Annotated in this window: 22 protein-coding genes; 14 read left to right on the top strand and 8 right to left on the bottom strand. The window is 71.8% G+C overall.

All coding sequences use genetic code 11. The features are described from left to right. Window positions 1–169: 169 nt before the first annotated feature. Entirely contained in the window at window positions 170–445 is a 276-nt protein-coding gene (locus tag ACZ6NC_RS40490; RefSeq protein ID WP_041135040.1) for a hypothetical protein, read from the bottom strand. Between the two features lie 85 nt (window positions 446–530). On the opposite strand from ACZ6NC_RS40490, the gene ACZ6NC_RS40485 reads away from it, so the two are divergent. Both ACZ6NC_RS40485 and ACZ6NC_RS40480 read left to right on the top strand, forming a co-directional pair. Next, complete coding sequence (locus ACZ6NC_RS40485; RefSeq protein WP_465738907.1) at window positions 531–743, top strand: hypothetical protein; 213 nt, start codon at window positions 531–533, stop codon at window positions 741–743. Window positions 744–945: 202 nt separating this feature from the next. Further along, the gene (locus ACZ6NC_RS40480; protein WP_465738906.1) at window positions 946–1,500 is read left to right on the top strand and encodes a hypothetical protein; all 555 of its coding nucleotides are present in this window, start codon (window positions 946–948) and stop codon (window positions 1,498–1,500) included. A 330-nt stretch (window positions 1,501–1,830) separates the two neighbouring features. Here ACZ6NC_RS40480 and ACZ6NC_RS40475 read toward each other — a convergent pair whose 3' ends face one another. Beyond that, complete coding sequence (locus ACZ6NC_RS40475) at window positions 1,831–2,733, bottom strand: LysR family transcriptional regulator (protein WP_465738905.1); 903 nt, start codon at window positions 2,731–2,733, stop codon at window positions 1,831–1,833. 154 nt (window positions 2,734–2,887) lie between these two features. Here ACZ6NC_RS40475 and ACZ6NC_RS40470 point away from each other — a divergent pair, with 154 nt between their 5' ends. Both ACZ6NC_RS40470 and ACZ6NC_RS40465 read left to right on the top strand, forming a co-directional pair. Further along, window positions 2,888–3,181 carry a DUF1330 domain-containing protein gene (locus tag ACZ6NC_RS40470; protein ID WP_465738904.1) on the top strand — a complete coding sequence of 98 codons (294 nt, stop codon included), beginning with the start codon at window positions 2,888–2,890 and terminating at the stop codon, window positions 3,179–3,181. A gap of 508 nt (window positions 3,182–3,689) precedes the next feature. Further along, a complete protein-coding gene (locus ACZ6NC_RS40465) occupies window positions 3,690–4,112 on the top strand; it encodes a PH domain-containing protein (RefSeq protein ID WP_465738903.1) in 423 nt (140 codons plus the stop codon). Window positions 4,113–4,296: 184 nt separating this feature from the next. On the opposite strand, the gene ACZ6NC_RS40460 is transcribed toward ACZ6NC_RS40465, so the two are convergent. Further along, on the bottom strand, window positions 4,297–4,953 hold the full coding sequence (locus ACZ6NC_RS40460) for a hypothetical protein (RefSeq protein ID WP_465738902.1): 657 nt from the start codon (window positions 4,951–4,953) through the stop codon (window positions 4,297–4,299). A gap of 357 nt (window positions 4,954–5,310) precedes the next feature. Between ACZ6NC_RS40460 and ACZ6NC_RS40455 the strand changes: the two genes are divergently transcribed. Next, entirely contained in the window at window positions 5,311–6,108 is a 798-nt protein-coding gene (locus ACZ6NC_RS40455) for a GNAT family N-acetyltransferase (protein ID WP_465738901.1), read from the top strand. A gap of 41 nt (window positions 6,109–6,149) precedes the next feature. Continuing rightward, window positions 6,150–6,374, top strand: coding sequence for a translation initiation factor IF-1 (gene infA / locus ACZ6NC_RS40450; RefSeq protein ID WP_465738900.1), 225 nt, complete (start codon window positions 6,150–6,152; stop codon window positions 6,372–6,374). Between the two features lie 179 nt (window positions 6,375–6,553). Here the strand turns inward: infA and ACZ6NC_RS40445 are convergent, their stop codons facing one another. Further along, window positions 6,554–7,111, bottom strand: a complete 558-nt coding sequence (locus ACZ6NC_RS40445) for a TetR/AcrR family transcriptional regulator (protein ID WP_465738899.1) — start codon at window positions 7,109–7,111, stop codon at window positions 6,554–6,556. A gap of 128 nt (window positions 7,112–7,239) precedes the next feature. Here ACZ6NC_RS40445 and ACZ6NC_RS40440 point away from each other — a divergent pair, with 128 nt between their 5' ends. Continuing rightward, window positions 7,240–7,854 (top strand): DUF2867 domain-containing protein, encoded by a 615-nt coding sequence (locus tag ACZ6NC_RS40440; protein WP_465738898.1) that lies wholly within the window; start codon window positions 7,240–7,242, stop codon window positions 7,852–7,854. Window positions 7,855–8,044: 190 nt separating this feature from the next. Here ACZ6NC_RS40440 and ACZ6NC_RS40435 read toward each other — a convergent pair whose 3' ends face one another. Together ACZ6NC_RS40435 and ACZ6NC_RS40430 are read right to left on the bottom strand one after the other, a co-directional pair. Continuing rightward, complete coding sequence (locus ACZ6NC_RS40435) at window positions 8,045–9,211, bottom strand: saccharopine dehydrogenase family protein (RefSeq protein WP_465738897.1); 1,167 nt, start codon at window positions 9,209–9,211, stop codon at window positions 8,045–8,047. Continuing rightward, entirely contained in the window at window positions 9,208–10,263 is a 1,056-nt protein-coding gene (locus tag ACZ6NC_RS40430) for an alpha/beta hydrolase family protein (RefSeq protein ID WP_465738896.1), read from the bottom strand. Before ACZ6NC_RS40430 ends, ACZ6NC_RS40435 begins: the two co-directional genes overlap by 4 nt. An 87-nt stretch (window positions 10,264–10,350) precedes the next feature. Between ACZ6NC_RS40430 and ACZ6NC_RS40425 the strand changes: the two genes are divergently transcribed. Further along, window positions 10,351–11,268 (top strand): PaaX family transcriptional regulator C-terminal domain-containing protein, encoded by a 918-nt coding sequence (locus tag ACZ6NC_RS40425; RefSeq protein ID WP_465738895.1) that lies wholly within the window; start codon window positions 10,351–10,353, stop codon window positions 11,266–11,268. Between the two features lie 197 nt (window positions 11,269–11,465). Here ACZ6NC_RS40425 and ACZ6NC_RS40420 read toward each other — a convergent pair whose 3' ends face one another. After that, window positions 11,466–12,581: a DUF3103 family protein gene (locus ACZ6NC_RS40420; RefSeq protein ID WP_465738894.1), complete on the bottom strand. Its 1,116-nt coding sequence runs from the start codon at window positions 12,579–12,581 to the stop codon at window positions 11,466–11,468. A 252-nt stretch (window positions 12,582–12,833) separates the two neighbouring features. Between ACZ6NC_RS40420 and ACZ6NC_RS40415 the strand changes: the two genes are divergently transcribed. The 5 genes from ACZ6NC_RS40415 to ACZ6NC_RS40395 all read left to right on the top strand — a co-directional run bounded on the left by ACZ6NC_RS40415 (window position 12,834) and on the right by ACZ6NC_RS40395 (window position 17,657). Beyond that, window positions 12,834–13,277 (top strand): RrF2 family transcriptional regulator, encoded by a 444-nt coding sequence (locus ACZ6NC_RS40415; RefSeq protein ID WP_465738893.1) that lies wholly within the window; start codon window positions 12,834–12,836, stop codon window positions 13,275–13,277. 108 nt (window positions 13,278–13,385) lie between these two features. Continuing rightward, a complete protein-coding gene (locus tag ACZ6NC_RS40410) occupies window positions 13,386–14,609 on the top strand; it encodes a globin domain-containing protein (protein ID WP_465738892.1) in 1,224 nt (407 codons plus the stop codon). Between the two features lie 152 nt (window positions 14,610–14,761). After that, window positions 14,762–15,577 carry a (Fe-S)-binding protein gene (locus ACZ6NC_RS40405; RefSeq protein ID WP_465738891.1) on the top strand — a complete coding sequence of 272 codons (816 nt, stop codon included), beginning with the start codon at window positions 14,762–14,764 and terminating at the stop codon, window positions 15,575–15,577. Further along, a complete protein-coding gene (locus ACZ6NC_RS40400; protein WP_465738890.1) occupies window positions 15,574–16,992 on the top strand; it encodes a lactate utilization protein B in 1,419 nt (472 codons plus the stop codon). The genes ACZ6NC_RS40405 and ACZ6NC_RS40400 overlap by 4 nt, the downstream gene beginning before the upstream one ends. Further along, complete coding sequence (locus ACZ6NC_RS40395) at window positions 16,989–17,657, top strand: LutC/YkgG family protein (RefSeq protein ID WP_465738889.1); 669 nt, start codon at window positions 16,989–16,991, stop codon at window positions 17,655–17,657. The genes ACZ6NC_RS40400 and ACZ6NC_RS40395 overlap by 4 nt, the downstream gene beginning before the upstream one ends. 6 nt (window positions 17,658–17,663) lie before the next feature. On the opposite strand, the gene ddaH is transcribed toward ACZ6NC_RS40395, so the two are convergent. Beyond that, window positions 17,664–18,491: a dimethylargininase gene (gene ddaH / locus ACZ6NC_RS40390; protein WP_465738888.1), complete on the bottom strand. Its 828-nt coding sequence runs from the start codon at window positions 18,489–18,491 to the stop codon at window positions 17,664–17,666. Between the two features lie 360 nt (window positions 18,492–18,851). Between ddaH and ACZ6NC_RS40385 the strand changes: the two genes are divergently transcribed. Next, on the top strand, window positions 18,852–19,634 hold the full coding sequence (locus ACZ6NC_RS40385) for an SGNH/GDSL hydrolase family protein (protein ID WP_465738887.1): 783 nt from the start codon (window positions 18,852–18,854) through the stop codon (window positions 19,632–19,634). Window positions 19,635–19,748 lie beyond the last annotated feature (114 nt).

Raw genomic sequence — 19,748 nt, 5'->3', positions numbered from 1 at the left:
GAACTCCTCGGGCTGCCCACCGACGAGCCCTCGATCAACGTCACCCGCTCCCGCCTGGGACGACTCGTCCGCCAGGGAGTCCTCGAGCAACCCGACCGCGGCCGCTACCAGAAACGGACTTAACGTCCTCTGAGTTCCCAAGGCGAGGTTCAGCAAAGGCGGTCGAAGATCAGAACGGAACCGACAGACCGGAGTCGCGCAGGCGGGCCAGAGCAACGGACATGCACTGCTGAACAGTCCTCCCGTCGGCTCGCATCCCATGCGCCAACGGGCCGCCGCTGGCGGCGAACGTCCACGCTGGCGCGTTGTCGGCCAGTCTCTCGGCGTCCATCCTGATCATGGCGTTCACACCCTGCTCGCCCAGCCACTCCAAGATCAGAAGCGTCACGTCCTCGACGCCACGTTCCTCATCGATCTTGGGCCAACGGCCTCGGTTCCCAGTCATCACCCCGACTCTATCGAGGCTCCGGAGGTGGTCCAGGGGCCCCGACAAGTTCAGAGAAGCATGTGTTCGATGCCCGGTACTGATCGTGGGACCAGGCGAACGCCATCGCCTGGAAGAGATCCGCGAGAACCTCCACGCCAGGATCGCCGAAGCCGAACGCGAAGGATGGCTGGGCGACGTCGAGCAACTGACCGTCAGCCTCGCGGCCACCGATGACAAGATCGCCCAGATTGACTCCAATGAGCGACGACGGAACTCGCCGGTGTTCGTAGGCATGCCACGATCAGCCAACTGGTAGTTCGGAACGCCGAGAACCGGGACCAGACCGGTTGACTTCAATACAGCCGGACGTGAGTCAACCTCTGCGGCAGTAGTTCGGAGAAGGTGTGTCGGGTATTTCCGTAGTTCAGAGTGTCCGGTGCCACCCCTGACCTACGCTGATCGGGTTACTCCCCAGGCGCCTGCTCGGGTTCAAGGGCGGCGCTCTCTACGGTGCCAGCATGGCGTCGATGCAATTGCCTCTCCCGCTTCCCGTCAGCACGACCCCTCTGGTGACCGATTGGATCAGTTCCTGTTCCATGCTCGGCGCGGCCATTGGGACAGTCGCCGCCTTCATCACCGGCTTCATTCTCCTCCGGCAGGAGGTGTCCCGGGATCGCACGCAGAAGGCTATTGAACGTCGAGGGCAGGCTCGGCTCGTCCACGGATACGCAATGTGGCAAGAGGCCGTGAGACTGGGGCCCACCTGGATCCGCGAGGGGTACGCCTACGTGATCGAGAACAACAGTGACGAGCCGATCTACGAGGTAGAGATTCCCCGCGACATTGAAGACACAGCAACCCGATACGTCATGATCGTCGCCAAAGGCAAGCAGATCCAGCCGATGACGGACAGCGAAGTCACATCCCTCGGGCTGGCCGATGAAACGGACACAACGCGCGATGACCTGGCCACCACAGGACTCGATGTCAGCCCAATTGTCTTCTCCTTCACCGACGCGGCGACTGTCCGCTGGACGCGGGACGCGAACGGCCGGCTGAGCGAAAGCGGCTAGTTCGGAGAAGGCAAGTCAGGCAAGTACTCCGGAGCGAACTTGCCTGACTGACATCCAAGGGTCTGTCAGGCAAGTTCGTGGTCTCGGTGCCATCGCGCGCAGTCGGCAGCCCAGTCGACTCGGGTCCGTTGGAGTGCTTGGTACAGCCGCTCGGCAGGCACCTCGAAGGCGCGTTCGTGCTCAGGCTTTCGGATGGTGATCCGCCGGCGTAGCGAGGTCGTGTCGGACATTCAGCAAGACCGCCGTCGTCGTCATCACCGCGAAGTCCGCCGGGCGCAGGGTCTTCGGCCTCGCCACCGCAGGCGTCCGTCTCGCTTGACCTCTTGCGCGTCAGTCCGGCAGCCAGTGCAGCTCGTGCGCCAGGGTTTTGGCGACGGAACGGATGCGGCGGTGTAGCGGCGACTGCTCGCGTGGGAGGACCAGGTGGATCGTCAGGCTGGGCGCGCCCCGCAGCGGTCGCCAGGTGAGACCGGCCGGTTGTGCCGTGGCCGCGGCTTCTCCGGCCGGGGCGAGGGTGACCCCATCGCGCAGGTCGCGCTGAGACATGTCGAAAGAGACTGCGGGCGTGTGGAATCGGGGGTGTGGTCGGGTGTCTCGGAACAGTGCGGACAGCTGATCGTGGATCACGGGGTTGGCCGCACGGTCCGGGAGTCGCAGCGGATACGCGGCCGCGTCGGCGATCTCGATCTCCGGGTGTTCGGCCAGCGGATGGTGCTGCGCCAGCTGGACCCCGATGCGCGCACGCCGCAGCAGGAACCGGCGCACGCCACGGCCCGGTTGTTCACCGCGGGTGATCCCGGCATCGATGCGGCCGTCGGCGACTGCGGGGGAGATCTCCGGTGTCGCCATCGGGACCGCGCCGACCTTGAGTCCGCTGTTGCCGCGAATCAGCCTGTCCACCAGGGCCGGTGCCGTCTCGGCCCCGGCGCTGAGGCTGTATCCGATGCGCAGCGTGCCCAGTTCACCGGCCGCCGCGCTCCGGGCGGTGTCCCATGCCCGGTCCAGCGCTGCCAGCGCGGGCGGCGCGGACTCCGCCAAAGCCGCACCGGCGGTAGTCAATACGACGCTACGCGTGTTGCGGACCAGCAGGGCCGTACCGAGTTCCGCCTCCAATCGGCGCATCCGGGCGCTGAGTGCGGGCTGTGCGATACCGATCCGTGCGGCCGCGCGGGTGAAGTTCAACTCCTGTGCCAGCACCAGGAAGTACCGCAGGCTCACCGTATCCGGCGCCACGTGCCCTCCCTGCCGATTGATAACGATCCGTTCTGAGCCTATCCCCTACCGGTCTTTCCCTCGACCGCACATCAAGCCCTAACCTGCGCATGCCGGGATCGATCTGAGTGTCAATTCGACGTCAGACGTGTCCGGCCGAACACAGGAGGTTTCCATGGCCAAGGGCTACTGGGTCAGTGTCTACCCCGCCATTTCCGACCCTGAGATGCTGACTGCCTACAACACGCTGGCGGGTCCGGCTGTCCGGGCTGCGGGCGGGCGCCTCCTGTCCCGTGGCGGTCGAGTCGTCGCCCACGAAGCCGGAATCACGCAACGCGTCGTTCTGATCGAGTTCGACAGCTTTGAACAGGCCGTCGCGGCATACGAGAGCGAGGCATACCAGAAGGCGCTGGTGGCCCTCCCCGACGGCTTCGAGCGCGACTTCCGCATCATCGAAGGCATCGACTGACCGGCGGGCCCAGCCATCGCTGAGCATCCGTCACCTGGAACCGGGCGGGCTCCTTACCACCAACTCATCCCATGGGAGCCCGACTTGCTGTACCCACTCCCCGAGATCCTCGCCAACCTGCCACGCCGCCGGCTCGGCCACCAGGGGTGGATGGCCGCCTGGAGCACGCGGTCAGCCTCCAGGGGTTCTACCGTCCGACCTCCGAGTCGGCCGACGCCTTGGCGGAGGTCATGGGCAACGCCGGCCCCTGACACCGATCCCGGCCGCCGGTTGGTCAGTCATGCGTTCCATGCTCGTCCGTAACGGCCCGGGCTCGCCGCTGATCTATCGCCTCGACGTGACGTCATGGCGGTGTCGGGTCAGGTCACCACCTCCTGCCGATGGATCAGCTCAGGGCGCTAGAGTGAGAAGCCGGGGGAGAGGAGTGGCCATGGGGGCACAGGAACTGCCACGCGTGTACCGGGCGAACCAGCGGAAGACGAATGCGGCCCTGATCACCATGGGTTGCATGACGATCGGACTCGAGGTCACGATGTGGGCCGAGGAGCTCTTCCCCAACTGGGTGAGGCTGCTGGTGAGCGCGGCGGCACTGTTGTGGATCGTGGTCGTGGCTGTTTCCGTTCCGCGGTCCGGCACCTCGGTGGACCGCACCGGTATCCAGATCCACGGGCCGGTGCGGACGCGCCGGCTGGCCTGGGCGGAGATCGAGGACATCAGGGCCAAGCCCCTGCCGCTGGCGGCCGGCAATCCGCTCATGCCGGACATGATCGCGTACGCCTACCTGTCCGGCGGCCGGCGCGTACTGCTCATGCACGTCAACGATCTCCACCTCGGCTCGCGCTTCCAGTTCGACTGGGAGATCGGCGTCCTGCGCGCCGCCTGGACCGAGCTGCGCGGCTCGGACCCGATGACGGGCGCCCTGTCCGCCTGACCGTCGGGAGACCGGCGCCACGCCCCCGACGGTGGCGGCGCCGCATCGAGCGATGTTTTCGCTGCCACTACCATCAGCGCATGGATGCCGCCCCCCACATCGGGTGCGGGACCGGCGCGCAGTGGCGCGCCCTGCGGGTGAGGGCCGGGCAGAGGGAGACCGCGAGGGCCCGCGACCAGGGGCGTCAGGCGTCCGGGTTGGTGCCCTGCTGGACCCGCTTGATCCGCTCCGCCTGGAGCGCGGTGAACTGCTGCAGCGTCTTGTGGTCGCGCTCGTCCTCGTCCAGCTCGATCAGGACCACGACGGTGCCGATCCGCAGCGCCATGGCCGAGGCGACGACCCCACTTGCGGAGTCACTCGACTCGGCGGGCTGCTCGAAGCCCTGCGACTGCTCGGCCGCCGCCTTCACGTCGATCCGGTGCGCCTTGCTGTTGCCCTTCTCCATCGACGTCACCATCGCGTCGAAGGCGGGGCCGGCGTTCTCCACGGTGTCGAAGGTCAGCATGGTGAAGCGGATGTCGTTGTCGGTGTTGGAAGCCAACTCGTAGCGGACGGTGCCGCCCAGCTGGAGACCTGAGCAGCTGATCGACAGTTTCCTCCGGCAGGTACTGGCCGCCTCGGCCTGCGCGATGGTCTGCGGCGGCTTCGCACCGGAGGCGAGCCGCCACCCCGAGGGGAGCGAGGCCGGGCTCGGCAGCGCGTCCTGCACCTGGTCGGGATTCGACAGCACGACCCCGGCCCTGAACGCCGCTCCGCCGCCGTCGGAACTGCACGCGCCCGTCCCCAGGGCGAGCGCGGCGACCGTCCCCGCCAGTGCGAGACTGCGCCCGTGCCGCTTCATCTTTTCCATCGTGATGCCCCCGTTCCGTTCTTCACCTCGAAGATCAGCAGCGGACATCAAACCACATGATCACCTGGTGGTTCTGACTGTCCATCCGTGCCGGGCCGGGGCCCTGATCGGGCCGAGCGGACCGCCGCCAAGGTTGCCCGGGACGCTTCGACGAGCATCCGCGAAAAGCGGTTGGGCGGGGCGACCCCGGCTGGTAGCGTTCGGTCGACCGTGAAGCCGTCATCAGGAGGTGAGACCCGTGAACGCTGTGTCCCATGGGTGCTCCCCCTTTTCCTTCATGGTCGGGCGACTGACGTAGGTGTCGCCGGGAGCGCCTGAACGCAAGGCTTTCCCGAAAGGCAGACACCTATGAATACTGTGCATTTCACTGCGGGCGCGGGCGAGCCCCCGGCCGTGGTCACGCGGGTCGCGGAACAGCAGTGGCACGCTCTGGCCGACGACCAGGTGGTCGGCTGCGGCGACGTTTCACGCAGGCCCGACGGGCGGACCTTCCTGAGCATCGACGCGTGGCACGGCGCGGTCTTCGACCGACTCGCCGAGGCGATGCTCGCCGACCTGCCGAGGCCGCTGTACACGGTGGTCGACGAGGCTGACGTCGACTCGACGTCCAGCTGGGAGCGGGTCGGTTTCACGGTCCGGCGCCGCGAGTGGGAGTACGTCGTGCCCACCGACCCGAAGGTCACGGGGCTCGACGCGGTGCGACCGCCGTCGGGCGTGACGATCGTGCCCGCCGGCGAGGCGCTGGAGGGCCCGCTGCGCGCGTTGGACCGCGCCGTTCGCGCGGAGGTCGAGGCCACCGTCGGCTGGCAGGCGATGCCGGCCGAGGTGTTGCCCCACCCGCACGGGACCACCCTGCCGGACCCGTCGAAGTACGCGGTGGCAGCGCGGTCGGGCCAGTACGTCGGCCTGGTCAGGCTGGCGACGGCGACCCGACGGCCACGGATCGGGCTGATCGCGGTCCGGGCCGGCCAGCACCGCGGCGGCATCGGCCGGGCTTTGCTGGCCCACGTGCTGGGTTCGCTGCACCGCTCCGGGACCGAAGCGGCGTCGGCCGAGGTGAACGAATCCAACGAGGCGGCGACGGCGCTGTTCGAGGGCGTCGGCGCCCGGCGCACGGGCAGCAACCTGGAGCTGGTGTGCCACTGACGCTCCACCACATCACCACCGACCGAAGAACTGGGAGAAGCATGGCAAGAACAGCAGGGGGCCTCGAAGTCGAAGGCACCGTCGTCGAGTGTCTGCGCAACGCCACCTTCAGGGTGGAGCTCCAGAACGGGCACAAGGTGCTCGCGCACATCAGCGGGAAGATCCGGAAGAACTACATCAAGATCCTGCCGTACGACCGGGTGCTCGTGGAGCTCAGCTCGTACGACCTCACCCGTGGCCGGATCCTCTACCGATACCGGTCGTAGTGGCGGGCTGGGCATAGTGGCGGGCTGGGCGTGCCGAATCCGGAAAGGGCGTTCTCCGACCCGGATGTGACTGTCGGCCGTCTCGCCCGCGCAGCCCTGCGGACAGGCTCTACCACGCCTCCTCCGCCGCCGATCACGTGCGCCCCGGCTCCGAAGCCTGGCGCAAGAGGCCGTCCGCCCTACCGGGGCGGTTCGAAGACCAAGTCGGCCGCTCGGGCCAGGACTTCGGCCCGGGTGCGGCCCTCGTGGTCGGCGGCGAGGGAGTGGTGGCCGATCGCCACGCAGAAGGCGATCAGGCTGCGGGCCTCGACCTCGTCGGGGTCGGGGCAGATGGTGCCGATCGTCTCTCGCAGCAGGGCCATGCGCCGGTTGTCCACCCGGCGCAGGCGCTCGGCGACGACTCCGTCGCGCCGGGCCCAGTCACGGACGGCGAGGTCGATGGGGCGCAGGCGGTCGTTGGAGAAGGTGAGCATGCCCGCGCGCCGGGCCTTGGTCCTCGGGTCGCCGCCCTCGCGCTCGACGCGGTCGATCACCTCGTCGGTGCTCTCCCGTTCCCAGGTGTCCAGCATCGCCTCCAACAGCGCGTCGCGGTCGGCGAAGTACCCGTAGAACCCGCCCTTGGTGACGCCGAGCCGCTTGGCCAGCGCCTCGATCCTGACGGCGTCCGGGCCGCCGTCGGCCAGGGCCTGCAGGCCTTCCTCGACCCATCGGTCGCGCGGTGTGCGAGCAGCGCCCACGGTGTGTCCCACCTCACTCGTCGCCCGGATATACGCAACCGTATATCCGGGTCTAGCCTCGTCTTGTACGCAAGCGTATAAAACGGGGGCGGCAAGCGGCGCCCCGAGTGGGAAAGGCGGCACCGGCCATGAGACTTCCTCTCGCAGCCCACACCGATCAGCCGTGGCGGGTCCACGAGCTGACCCGCGACTTCCGGATCGAGGACGTGTGGTCCTACCGCACCCCCGGCGCCGGGCCGGATGACTTCCCCCTGATGCTCGCCGCGATGCGGGCGCGCGCCGGATTCACCAGGCAGCCGCTGCCGGTCCGGTTCCTGTTCGCGGTGCGCTGGAAGCTCGGCGCCCTGTTCGGCTGGGACAAGCCCACGGCGGGGCTCGGCAAGCGGGTCCCGTCGCTGCGCGACCGCCTGCCGCGCGACCTCCACGAGACCGTGGACGGCTCCGACTCCGGCGGGATGCCGCTCACCCCCGTGTACCAGCTCGACAACGAGTCCGTCCGCGAACTGGCGAACGAGACCGTCCACACCCTCATGCACCTGGGGTGGGTGCCGACCGGCGATGGCGGCCACGAACTGCGGATGGCGGTCTTGGTCAAGCCCAACGGCCGGTTCGGACGGCTGTACATGGCGTGCATCGCACCGTTCCGCCACCTGATCATCTACCCGTCGCTGACCCGCCAGTGGGAGCGCGCCTGGCGGGACCGCGACCTCCTCCTCCCCGAGGGCGCCGGCCCTCAGCGGTGAGCGCGGCGCCGGTCAGGACGGATCGCCACTTCCGGCCAGGGCCGCCATCGGCCGGGATGACCGGGTGGAACTTCGCGTCGTTCTGTCGGCCACACCGCTCCTGCGAGGCGCCGGATACCGGCTACTGAGCCGAAGGGCCCCGGAGTTCGAGTGCCGGCCGCGCGCACGGAACGGCGGGCGGTGAGGGGCCTCACCTCCCGGCCGTCTCCTCGACCACCACGCCACCCGGGGAGTACGGCTCCAGGTCGCGGAAGAACCGCGCCGCGTCGATGACGGCCTCCGGCGGGTGGACGCCCGGGCGGCGTGCCGTGCCGTCCAGCACCTGGGCGAGGCCGAGGGTCAACGGGACGCCGGTGGCCAGGGCCATGTCGGCGAGCAGGCGCGGCGGGTCCTCTGCGGGGTGGGCGAGGACGGTGAGCGGGCGGCCGTCGCGCAGGCCGGTGGCGGCGGCGAAGAACGGCGGCAGGCGGCCCGGGCCGCGGAACCCGGCCGCCCGGACGCCCGCGGTCAGCGCGCGACCGAGCGGGGGGCCGGTCAGCAGGGACGCGGCGGACTCGTTGTCCAGCCGGCCGCGGTCCAGGTCACGGCGCAGCCCGTCCAGGAAGGCGACGGTGCCCCGGGTGACCACCATCAGGCAGGCCGCGTTCCCGGTGGGGGCGAGGCTGCGGCCCAGGGTGACCGGCTCGGGGTGGCCGACGGTGTAGGCCGTCCCGGCGCGGCCGCCCGGCAGGGCGAGCGTGACCGGCCGCAGCGGGGGCCGCCGCACCAGCTCCCCCTGCTCGACAACGGCGACGGTGCCGCTGATCTGCTCCATCCAGTGGACGGCGGCGGCCCCCACGTCTCCCGGCTCCTCGCCGGTGTCGGGGACGTCCACCGGCCAGGCCGTGTAGAGGTCGTGGACGGTGTCGAGCCGCTCCGCCGCCAGCGCGGCGAGCAGGTTGGAGATGCCGGGGCTGGCGCCCATGCCGAGCACGGCAGTGACGCCCGACCGCCGTGCCTCGCCGTCCAGTTCGAGCATCCGGACGGTCGGCTCCCAGTCGTCGCAGAGGTCCAGGTAGTGCGTTCGGGAGCGGATGGCGGCCGTGAGCACGGTCGGGCCGAACCGGTAGTAGGGGCCGACGGTGTTGAGCACCACGTCGGCGGCGCCGAGCGCTTTTTCGAGCTCCGCCTCGTCCGTGACGTCGATCCGACGTGCGGACAGCCGTGGTGTGCCGAGGCCGAGTTCGGCGGTGAGTCGAAGCGCCGCACCCACGTCGCGGTCGCCGACGACGACTTCGCGGACGCCGGGAAGCGCGACGGCCGCTCGGACGGCGGCGGCGCCCATGGCTCCGGCGCCCCCCAGTGCGAGGATCCTCATCGGGGCCCCGCGGTCGGAGGAACGGCCGCGACATAGCGCCGGAGGTCGTCGAGATAGCCGTCGGCGTAGATCGAGCGGGGTGCGGCGAGCATGGTGAGCAGGCCCCGGATCTCGTCGTCCTCGACCTCGGGCCGCACCAGGTTGTGGTTGGCGTCCGCATGCCGGACGACGGTCAACTGGCCGGGCCCGGTGAGGAGTCGGCGGTAGCCGGTCTCGGTGTCGGCGACGTCGACGTTGCGGTCCCGGCCGCCGAGCACCAGCAGGACGGGCACCTTGAGCACGGCCAGGTCGGCGGTGGCGTCGGCGGTGTGGTTCCTGCCGATGAACCGCCACCGCCCGGGCGTCAGGTCACCGAGGTCGGAGCCGACGGCGGCCCGCGCCTGCTCGTAGGTCGCGCCCTGGCGCAGTTGCTCGTTGACCCGCTCCCGGCGGGCGAGTTCGGCGTCGATGCGGCTCTGCGGTGCGTGGTCGTGGGCGAGTTCGGCGAGCAGGTTGTAGCGGCCCTGCCGGAGCCAGTTGAGGGCCGGGGAGACGGCGATCACGAACCGGACCTCGGGCACCCGGTTGGCCACCTTGGGCAGCACCCAGCCGGCCTGGCTGATGCCCCAGAGGCCGATCCGGCCGGGGTCGATGCCGGGCCGGGTCTTGGCCCAGGCGATGGCGGCGGCGGCTTCGGCGGCCCGGTCGTCCATGCTCTGGTCGAGCCAGTCCCCGGGGGCGCCGCCGACACCGGGCTTGTTCCAGGAGAGCGAGGCGTAGCCGGCCTTGGCGAGGGCCTCCCAGATCGGACGGTAGAAGGTGTCGCGGGTGGCGTCGGCAGGCCCGTCGCCGTGGACGAAGACGATCAGGCCGAACGGCCCTTCGCCGCCCTCGGGCCGGGCGAGCACGCCGTCCAGCGGCTGGGCGCCACCGGTGATGGTGACGCGTTGTTCGCGCAGGTCGTAGCTGTGCTGGTAGGCCACCCAGCCGCCTGCGGCACCGGCCGACAGGGCCAGCGCGAGCAGGGATCCGAGCAGGCGCCGGAGCCAGGTGCGGGGTGTCCCTCGTGCCATCTCGCCACCATATCTATCGCAATCGAAACTATCGTTCTTCTCTCGATAGTTTTGAGCGTACTACACTCCCGGGAGGAAGGGAGCGGCATGATGACGGAGGAACTGCGGGCCGACGTCCCCACCAGGACACTGGTGGAGGGGCTGGTCCGGGCGGACGGCACGGTGGACGCGGGCGAGCTGTACGAGGTGGCGGGCGCGCTCGGGATGTCCGACCAGCAGGTGCGGCTCTGCATCAAACGGATGGCGGCGGACGGCCTGCTGGTCCAGGACGGCCGCGGCCGGCGCGCCGTGCTGCGGGAGACGGCCGAGGCCCAGCGGGCGGCCGACCCCGAGGTCGACTTCGTCCGGCACATGTACGCCCAGGACGCCGGGCTCGCCCCCTGGGACGGCAGCTGGCACCTCGCCGCCTTCGCCGTGCCCGAGCCCGCCCGCCAGGCCCGGGACGCACTGCGCGAGGCACTGGTCCGGCTGGGCGGCGCGGCCGTCCAGGGCGGTGTCTACGCCTGCGCCAACGCGTGGGAACCGTACGTCGAGGCGGAGGCCGACCGGCTCGGCGTCCGCGCCCGTCTCACCCTCCTGACCAGCACCGACCTGCGGATCGGCGGCGAGTCGGACCCGATCGCCCTGGCCCGCCGGCTCTGGCCGCTGGACGAACTCGCCGACGGGCACCGCCGGCTGGCGGCCGTCGCACGCGCGCGGCTGGCCCGGCTGACCGCCGGCACTCCCCCGGGGCTCCCGGGCCGGACCGAACGCCTCGCCATCACGGTCGAGTTGGCCGCCGAGTTCACCCGGGCGACGGCCCTCGACCCGCTGCTTCCTCCGGAGCTGCTGCCCCGGCCCTGGCCCGGCGCCCAAGCGCGCGCGCTGACGGCGGACTGCTGGCGGCTGCTGCTCCGCGCCGAACGGTCCGACCCCGCGCCCGGACCCCGCCTCTTCCACCGTTACGACGAGGTGGTTCGCGAGATCACCGGCACCGGGGGCCCGGCCGGGGGCGGAGCCGGCTGATCCCGGGCCACGCCCGATGCCGGGCCTCGCCTGATGCCGGGGGTACGCCCGATGCCGGGGGCACGACAGCGGCCGCCCCCATGCCGTTTCGGGTGTGGGGGCGGCCGCCGTGCCGGACGGGCCGGGTGGGCAGTGCCGGTGCCGGTGCCGGGCCGGCCGGCTGTCGACGCGTCAGCCGGAGGGCAGGACCACCCGGCTCAGAACTGCTCCACCCAGTACGGCTCGACGGTCATCCAGCCGTTGCCCGTGGCCCCGTTGAGCCGGCCGGAGCTGGTCCGGGCCAGGGTGTACCAGGACTCCACGTAGTCCGGGTCGTCGGTCCACCAGGAGGTGGGCAGGGCGCCGAGCACCGCGTTGACGAGCGGTATGTAGGCGCCCTGGTCGGCGATGGTGAGCAGGACGGCGGCGACGGCCTGGGCCAGGGCCAGGTAGTTGGTGTCGCCGTCGTCCTCCATCAGGACCACGTCGGCCAGGTTGTACTTGTAGTTCGACCAGTTCACCAGGATCTGGTTCGGGTAGTACACCGTGCCGTCGTAGCGCAGGTAGGGCATGGCGACCGAGTCCACCCGGACCTTGCCGTCCTGCCCGAATCCGGTGACCAGGCCGAACATCTCGGCCGCGCCCTTGAACCAGGGCTCCTGGTCGTCGGACACCTCGATGCTGTCGATCTTGGTGGCCCACCAGCCGCCCGCGGCCTGTGCACCGGCGAGGCCCCGTGCGGCGAACTCCCGGCCCAGCACCTCGGCGCCGGCCGCCATCGCCTTCGCGGTGTCGATGTCGACCAGGTAGACCGGCTGCCCCGGGACCCGGGTGGCGTCGAGCGTGTGGACGCGCCCCGCGGTGTCGTAGGCCCGGACGGTGCGGGCGTGGTCGTCGGCCACGGCGGTGGCCACCAGCGGCGTGGCGCCGGCGTCGAGAGCGGCCCGCATCGACGGATCGGCCAACTGGACGCGCAGCAGCGGGCCGACACCCGCGTCGAGGCCCTTCGCCGTAGCGATCTTACGGTCGGCGGCGGCCGCGGTCTCGGCGAGGGCATGAGCGGCGGGCGTGCCGGCGGCGGCGAGCGGGGCGAGCTCGGTGCCGGCGGACTCGGCCGCGGACCGCACCTGGGAGCGCCAGGCGGGGTCGGCGAGGGATCTGGCCAGGTCACGGGCGACCTGGTCCTCGATCGTGGCGACCCGGCCAACGGATTGCGGGGCCGGGGCGGGGGCGGGGGCGGGCGCCGGAGCGGCCGCGGCCTGGCCGGCCGCCAGGGCGGCAAGCGACAGGGTCGCGACCGCGACGGTGACGCGGCGTAAACGGGAGAGCGCCATGCGGGTGTCCTCCTGAAGCGGAAGGTGAAGGGAACGAACCGACCCCGCCTACGACGAAGCCATGTCAAGTAAAGTCACCAGCCGACCGACCATCAAGAAGTGGGGCGGAGAACACTTTCCGTCGCCCGACCGGCAGGCCGGCGTCCGGCCAGGGGCGCCCCCGAACCACCCACCGAAACGCCCCCGAACCACTCGCCGAATCACCTCAAGAAGAAATTGGATTCCTGGAGTCGCATTAGATAGCCTTCGAACGTGAGGCTGACCAAGAGCTCCGACATCGCCCTCCGCATCGCCATGCGGCTGGCCGTCCTCGACGAGGACGCCAACCCGACCACCCGCGAGGTGGCCGAGGCGGTCGGCGTGCCGTACACGCACGCGGCCAAGGTGGTCAGCCGGCTCCAGCACCTCGGCGTGGTGGAGGCCCGGCGGGGGCGCGGCGGGGGCCTGGTCCTCACCTTCGCCGGCCGGACCGGCTCGCTCGGGCTGCTGCTGCGCGAGCTGGAGGGCGTCGGCGACGTGGTCGGCTGCGAGGACGAGCCGCCCTGTCCGCTGCGGGCCGCATGCCGGCTGCGCGGAGCGCTGCGCACGGCACAGGAGGCGTTCTTCGCGGCGCTCGATCCGCTCTCCATCGGCGACCTGGTCGCCTCCCCCACCGGGCCGGTACTGCTGAGCCTCTCCGGCAGACCCACCGACTGATCCCCTCGACCCCGCGACGCCCTCCCGCCCCCACACCGGCACCTCGCCGCTGCCCACCTCCGCACGACCAAAAATACGACTCTCAGATACCACTTTGGAGCGAGCCCGATGCTGTCCGCCAAGTCCGCCGAGGTCATCGAAGCCACCCTGCCCGTCGTGGGCGGTGCGATCGGCGAGATCACGCCGCTCTTCTACGACAAGCTCTTCGCGGCCCACCCCGGGCTGCTGCGCGACCAGTTCAACCGGGGCAACCAGGCCAACCGCACCCAGCAGCAGGCGCTGGCCGGCTCGATAGCCGCGTTCGCCTCGGCCCTGATCGCCCACCCCGACCGGCGCCCTGACGCCATGCTCGCCCGGATCGCGCACAAGCACGTCTCGGTCGGCATCAGCAGCGACCAGTACCGGATCGTCCACCAGCACCTGTTCGCCGCCATCGTCGAGGTGCTGGGCGAGGCCGTGACACCGGAGGTCGCCGCCGCCTGGGACGAGGTGTACTGGCTGATGGCCAACGCGCTGATCGCCGTCGAGGACCGGCTGCGCGCGGAGTCCGCCGCCGCGCAGGGCGGTGACCCGGCCGGGCTCTGGCGCCCGTACACGGTGGTCGCCCGCTACCAGGAGACCGACGACGTGACCACGTACCTGGTCCGCCCGGCCGACGGCGGCCCGGTGCCGCCCTCCCGGCCCGGCCAGTACGTCTCGGTCCGCGCCACGATGGCGGACGGCGCCCGGCAGATCCGCCAGTACAGCCTCTCCGGAAACCCGGACGGCGCGCTCCAGTTCACCGTCAAGCGGGCAACGCCCGCGGCCGCCGGCGGACCGGCCGGCGAGGTCTCCAACCACCTGCACGACCACGTTCACGTCGGCGACGTCCTCGACATCGCCCCACCGCTCGGCGACATCACGCTGACCGACGGGGAAGGCGCCGACGGCCCGGTGCTGCTCGCCTCGGCCGGCATCGGCAACACCCCGATGACGGCGATGCTCGCCCACCTCGCGGCCACCGGATCCACCCGGACGGTGATCTCCGTCCACGGCGACCGCGACCAGCTCTCGCACGCCTTCCGCGCCGACCTCGGCCGGCTCACCGCCAAACTGCCCGGCGCCACCGCCCACGTCTTCTACGAGCAGCCGCTCGGCGACTGGCCGCGGGAGCGCACCGGCCTGGTCGACCTCTCGACGGTCACAGTCCCGGCCGGCACTACCGCGTACCTGTGCGGCCCGCTGCCCTTCCTGCGCTCGGTGCGCACCCAGCTGCTCGCGGCGGGCGTCCCGGCCGCGGCCATCCACTACGAGGTGTTCGGCCCCGACCTCTGGCTCGGCCAGGACGCCTGAGCGGCGACGATCCGCCCTCGCCCGCCGGCGCGGCAGCCCTCCCGCACGGCGCGGCACCCTCCCGCACGGCGGGCCCGCTCGGTAGCATCGCTGCCGCACGATCACCGGCGGGCCGGCCGACGGCTCCCCGACCACCGGCGTAGGGAGGGACGATGCGGGTCGCACTCTTCGCCACCTGCGTGAACGACGCGCTGTACCCGTCGACGGCGGTCGCCACCGTCCGCCTGCTGGAGCGGCTCGGGGTGGACGTCGACTTCCCGGCCGGGCAGAGCTGTTGCGGTCAGCCGCAGTTCAACACCGGCTACCGTCGGGCCTGCGAGCCGCTGGTGCGACGGACGGCCCGGGCGTTCGCCGGATACGACCACGTGGTGACCCCGTCCGGCTCCTGTGTGGCGATGGTCCGCGACAACTACCCGCGGATCGGGGCCAGGGCCGCCGCCGAGGGCCGTGGCACCCGACTCGCCCGTGTCGCCGCGCAACTCGTACCGCACGTGTACGAGTTGACCGAGTTCCTGACCGACGCGCTGGGCATCGAGGACGTCGGCGCCTACTTCCCGCACACGGTGACCTACCACCCGTCCTGTCACGGGCTGCGGGTGCTGGGCCTCGGCGACCGGCCCCGGCGACTGCTCCGGGCGGTCCGCGGGCTGGAGTTGGCGGAGCTGCCGGGCGCCGAGGAGTGCTGCGGCTTCGGCGGCACCTTCGCCGTGAAGAACCCGGCGGTCTCGGCGGCGATGGGCGAGGACAAGGTGCGCAGCGCCCTCTCCACCGGCGCCCAGGTGCTCTGCGGCGCCGACAACTCCTGCCTGCTGCACCTCGGCGGGATGCTGCGCCGCCGGGGCGGCGCGTTGCGTCCGCTGCACCTCGCCGAGATCCTGGCGAGCACCGAAGCCGAACCCTGGAGGGAGGGGGCCTGCCTTGCGGATCACGTCGGACCAGGCCCGATCCACAAGGCAGGCCCCCATTGAGCGGTGGCACCTTCCTCGGCCTGCCCGCCTTCCCGGAGGCCGCCGCCCGCGCGACCCGGGACGCGACGCTGCGCGCCAACCTACGGCACGCCACCCACACCATCCGCGACAAGCGGGCCCGTGCGGTGGCCGAGCTCGCGGACTGGGCCGAGCTGCGCGCCGCCGGCAAGGCGATCAAGGACCACACGCTGCGCCATCTCGACCGGTACCTCGTCCAGTTGGAGGAGGCCGTGACAGCGGCGGGTGGCACCGTGCACTGGGCCGCCGACGCGGACGAGGCCAACGCGATCGTGACCCGGCTGGTCCACGCGACCGGCGAGCGCGAAGTGGTCAAGGTCAAATCGATGGCCACCCAGGAGATCGGCCTGAACGAGGCGCTCGCCGCCGGGGGCATCACCGCGTACGAGACCGATCTCGCCGAGCTGATCGTGCAGTTGGGTGACGACCGGCCCTCGCACATCCTCGTCCCGGCGATCCACCGCAACCGCGCCGAGATCCGCGAGATCTTCGCCGGGCGGATGGCCTCATGGGGGCGCCCGGCACCCGAGGGGCTGACCGACACGCCCGCGGATCTCGCCGAGGCGGCCCGGCTGCACCTGCGCGAGAAGTTCCTCCGCGCCCAAGTGGCCGTGTCCGGCGCCAACTTCATGGTCGCCGAGACCGGCACGCTGGTGGTCGTGGAGTCCGAGGGCAACGGCCGGATGTGCCTCACCCTGCCGCGCACCCTGATCTCGGTGGTCGGCATCGAGAAGGTGGTGCCGACCTGGCGCGACCTGGAGGTCTTCCTGCAACTGCTGCCGCGTTCCTCCACCGCCGAGCGGATGAACCCGTACACCTCGCTCTGGACCGGCACCACCTCGGGCGACGGCCCGTCCGAGTTCCACCTCGTACTGCTCGACAACGGGCGGACGGCCACCCTCGCCGACGAGGTCGGCCGCCAGGCGCTGCGCTGCATCCGCTGCTCGGCCTGCCTCAACGTCTGCCCGGTCTACGAGCGGGCCGGCGGGCACGCGTACGGCTCGGTGTACCCGGGGCCGATCGGCGCCATCCTCACGCCCCAACTGCGCGGCACCTCCGGCGTGGTGGAGGCGTCGCTGCCGTTCGCCTCCTCGCTCTGCGGGGCCTGCTACGAGGTGTGCCCGGTGGCGATCGACATCCCCGAGGTCCTGGTCCACCTGCGCGAGCGGGTCGCCGGGCAGCGCGGCCACCGGCTGGAGCGGGCGGCCATGGCGGCGGCCGGGTACGTACTGGACCACCCGGGGCTGCTCCGCGCGGCCGAGCGGGCGGCAGCCCGGACCAGGCGGTTTCGCCCGCAGCGGCTGCCCGGGCCGGGCCGGGCCTGGACCGACGCCCGGGACCTCCCGGAACTGCCCGCCGAACCCTTCCGCGACTGGTGGCGGAGGAACCGCCGGTGACCGCGCACCGCACGCCGGGCTCCCGCGAGCTGATCCTCGGCCGGATCCGCGCCGCGCTCGACGGCCGCACCGCTCGCGCCGCCGACGAACAGCCGCTTCCCCGGGCCTACTCGGCGAGCCACGCACCGACGGACGACCCGGCCGCCCTGCTCGATCTGCTGCACCACAACCTGGCCGACTACCGGGCCGAGGTCCACCGCTGCACGGCCGCCGGACTGCCCGCACTCGTCGCCGCACTCCTCACGGCGCGCGGCTCCCGCAGCGTCGCCGTCCCGGCCGGCCTGCCGCCGGCCTGGCTCTGCGCCGCCACCGCAGTCGAACAGCGACCGGACGACGGCACCCTCACCGCCGCCCGACTGGACCGGACGGACAGCGTGTTGACCGGGTGTGCGCTGGCGATCGCGGAGACCGGCACGCTGGTCCTGGACGCGGGCCCGGCCCAGGGCCGCCGTCTGCTCAGCCTCGTCCCCGACCACCACCTCTGCGTCGTCCTGGCACCCGAGCAGGTGGTCGCCTCCGTCCCGCTCGCCCTCCTCCGGCTCGACCCCACCCGTCCGCAGACCTGGATCTCCGGCCCCTCGGCCACCAGCGACATCGAACTCGACCGCGTCGAGGGCGTCCACGGGCCGCGCACCCTGGAGGTCCTGCTCGTCACGGAGCGCTGATGGCGGTCAGGCGGGCCGCAGCTCCAGCGTGCAGCACTTCGCCCCGCCACCGCCCTTGAGCAGCTCGGAGACGTCCACCGGAACCGGCTCGTACCCGTGCTCGGCCAGCCGGCCGGCCAGCGCCTTGGCGGCCTCCGGCAGCAGGACGTGCCGGCCGTCCGAGACGGCGTTGAGGCCGAACACCTCGGCGTCGGCGCGGTCGGCGAGGATCGCGTCCGGGTAGAGGCTGCGCAGCAGCGCCTGGCTGTCCGGCGAGAAGGCCGCGGGGTAGTACATGACGTGGTCGTCGTCGAGGACGGCGAGCGCGGTGTCCAGGTGGTAGAAGCGCGGGTCGACCAGGGTGAGGCTGAGCACCTGGACGCCGAACAGCGCCCGTGCCTCGGCGTGCGCGGCCGGGTCGGTGCGGAACCCCGTCCCGGCGAGCACCCGGCGGCCGGCCACCAGGTGGTCGCCCTCGCCCTCGTTGACGTGGCCGGCCCGGTGGACCTCACGGTACCCGTGGGCCCGGAACCACTCCTGGTACGCCTCGGACTCCCCGGCCCGCTCCGGGTGCCGGAAGGTGGCGACCAGCGCCCTGCCGTTCAGCACGGTCGCACCGTTGGCGGTGTAGACCATGTCGGGCAGGCCGGGCAGCGGGTCGATCAGCTCGACGGTGTGGCCGAGCCGGCGGTACAGCGCGCGGAGGCGCTCCCACTGGAGGAGGGCGAGCGCGGTGTCGGTCGGACGCCCAGGGTCCATCCAGGGGTTGATCGCGTAGTCGACGGTGAAGTGCGTCGGCCGGCACATCAGGTAGCGCCGCGGCCTGGCCGTGCGCTCCGGGGTTCGGTTCGGCATGTGGCAACCTCCGCCGTCCGGGAGTTCGGGATATCGGGCTGTCGGGGTATCGGGATCACGGGATTGGAGGAGTACGGGAGTACGGGGCCGCGGTCGCGTCGCGGTCGCGAGCGAGCGCCGCCCAGAGGGCGGCTGCCCGGCCCGCGCCGTTCGCACACACGCGCGGGCGCTTCCGGCCGACGCAACCCCCCGCGCACCCGGCGCGGCCCCCGGCGCACGACGGCCCGCCGCGCGCCCCTCGCCCCTCCCCCTCGTCCACGCGCCTCCCTCCCCGCCACTCCCCTACGTGGCCGATCTCACGTAGCGCCACCGGCCACCTACGGTGGCGTAGGTCACTTGAGACAGTGAACTATCTACTTCATGCCGAACCTCCAGGAGACCCTTGACCTCAGTTCGTACGTCGCCCTCGGGGACAGTTTCACCGAGGGCCTGAACGACCCCGGCGCGGCCGGCTCCTTCGCCGGCTGGGCCGACCGGCTGGCCGGGCTGCTCGCCGACGGGCAGCCGCCGGGCGGATTCCGGTACGCCAACCTCGCGGTACGCGGCCGGCTGCTCGACCAGATCGCGGCCGAGCAGGTGCCGCAGGTCCGACGCATCCAGCCCGACCTGGTCACCTTCTGCGCCGGTGGCAACGACATCCTGCGCCCGGGCAGCGACCCGGACGAGGTGGCCGAGCGGTTCGAGGCGGCAATCGCCCGACTCACCGACTCCGCCGGGACGGTGCTTATCTGCACCGGCTTCGACACCCGGGGCGTGCCGCTGCTGAAGCACCTGCGCGGCAAGATCGCCACCTACAACGGCCACATGCGCGCCGTCGCCGACCGCAACGGCTGCAAGGTCGCCGACCTCTGGTCGCTGCGCGCCGTGCAGGACCGCCGGGCATGGAGCGACGACCGGCTCCACCTCTCCCCCGAGGGACACCAGCGGGTCGCCCTGCTGGCCGCCCGCTCGCTGGGCCTGCGCACCGAGCAGGACCCGGAGGCGCCGTGGCCGGCCCTCCCCGTCCAGTCGGCCGCCGACCACCGCCGGGAGAACCTGCAGTGGGCGCGCGAGTACCTGCTGCCGTGGGTCGGCCGGCGGCTGCGCGGCGAGTCCTCCGGCGACCACGTCGAGGCCAAGCGGCCGGAGCTCATCCCGCTCTGACATGGCGTCAGAGCGGCCCGGGGGGGGGGGGGGGGGGTTCCGCGCGTGGGGTGCGGGGGGCGCCGCCCGGGGACTGGGGGGGGGTGGCCCACGGGACCGGGGGGGAAGGGGTGG

The sequence above is a fragment of the Kitasatospora sp. NPDC041988 genome, from assembly GCF_055588525.1.
The sequence above is the reverse complement of the archived record's forward strand: the minus strand, read 5'-3'. Positions and strand labels throughout refer to the sequence as shown.

Excerpts from the sequence above, each read along its gene's own strand:
- ACZ6NC_RS40490 (WP_041135040.1), bottom strand. The coding sequence starts at position 445 with ATGACTGGGAACCGAGGCCGTTGGCCCAAGATCGATGAGGAACGTGGC.
- ACZ6NC_RS40480 (WP_465738906.1), top strand. The coding sequence starts at position 946 with ATGGCGTCGATGCAATTGCCTCTCCCGCTTCCCGTCAGCACGACCCCT.
- ACZ6NC_RS40470 (WP_465738904.1), top strand. The coding sequence starts at position 2,888 with ATGGCCAAGGGCTACTGGGTCAGTGTCTACCCCGCCATTTCCGACCCT.
- ACZ6NC_RS40465 (WP_465738903.1), top strand. The coding sequence starts at position 3,690 with ATGACGATCGGACTCGAGGTCACGATGTGGGCCGAGGAGCTCTTCCCC.
- ACZ6NC_RS40460 (WP_465738902.1), bottom strand. The coding sequence starts at position 4,953 with ATGAAGCGGCACGGGCGCAGTCTCGCACTGGCGGGGACGGTCGCCGCG.
- ACZ6NC_RS40455 (WP_465738901.1), top strand. The coding sequence starts at position 5,311 with ATGAATACTGTGCATTTCACTGCGGGCGCGGGCGAGCCCCCGGCCGTG.
- infA (WP_465738900.1), top strand. The coding sequence starts at position 6,150 with ATGGCAAGAACAGCAGGGGGCCTCGAAGTCGAAGGCACCGTCGTCGAG.
- ACZ6NC_RS40440 (WP_465738898.1), top strand. The coding sequence starts at position 7,240 with ATGAGACTTCCTCTCGCAGCCCACACCGATCAGCCGTGGCGGGTCCAC.
- ACZ6NC_RS40435 (WP_465738897.1), bottom strand. The coding sequence starts at position 9,211 with ATGAGGATCCTCGCACTGGGGGGCGCCGGAGCCATGGGCGCCGCCGCC.
- ACZ6NC_RS40430 (WP_465738896.1), bottom strand. The coding sequence starts at position 10,263 with ATGGCACGAGGGACACCCCGCACCTGGCTCCGGCGCCTGCTCGGATCC.
- ACZ6NC_RS40425 (WP_465738895.1), top strand. The coding sequence starts at position 10,351 with ATGATGACGGAGGAACTGCGGGCCGACGTCCCCACCAGGACACTGGTG.
- ACZ6NC_RS40420 (WP_465738894.1), bottom strand. The coding sequence starts at position 12,581 with ATGGCGCTCTCCCGTTTACGCCGCGTCACCGTCGCGGTCGCGACCCTG.
- ACZ6NC_RS40410 (WP_465738892.1), top strand. The coding sequence starts at position 13,386 with ATGCTGTCCGCCAAGTCCGCCGAGGTCATCGAAGCCACCCTGCCCGTC.
- ACZ6NC_RS40405 (WP_465738891.1), top strand. The coding sequence starts at position 14,762 with ATGCGGGTCGCACTCTTCGCCACCTGCGTGAACGACGCGCTGTACCCG.
- ddaH (WP_465738888.1), bottom strand. The coding sequence starts at position 18,491 with ATGCCGAACCGAACCCCGGAGCGCACGGCCAGGCCGCGGCGCTACCTG.
- ACZ6NC_RS40385 (WP_465738887.1), top strand. The coding sequence starts at position 18,852 with ATGCCGAACCTCCAGGAGACCCTTGACCTCAGTTCGTACGTCGCCCTC.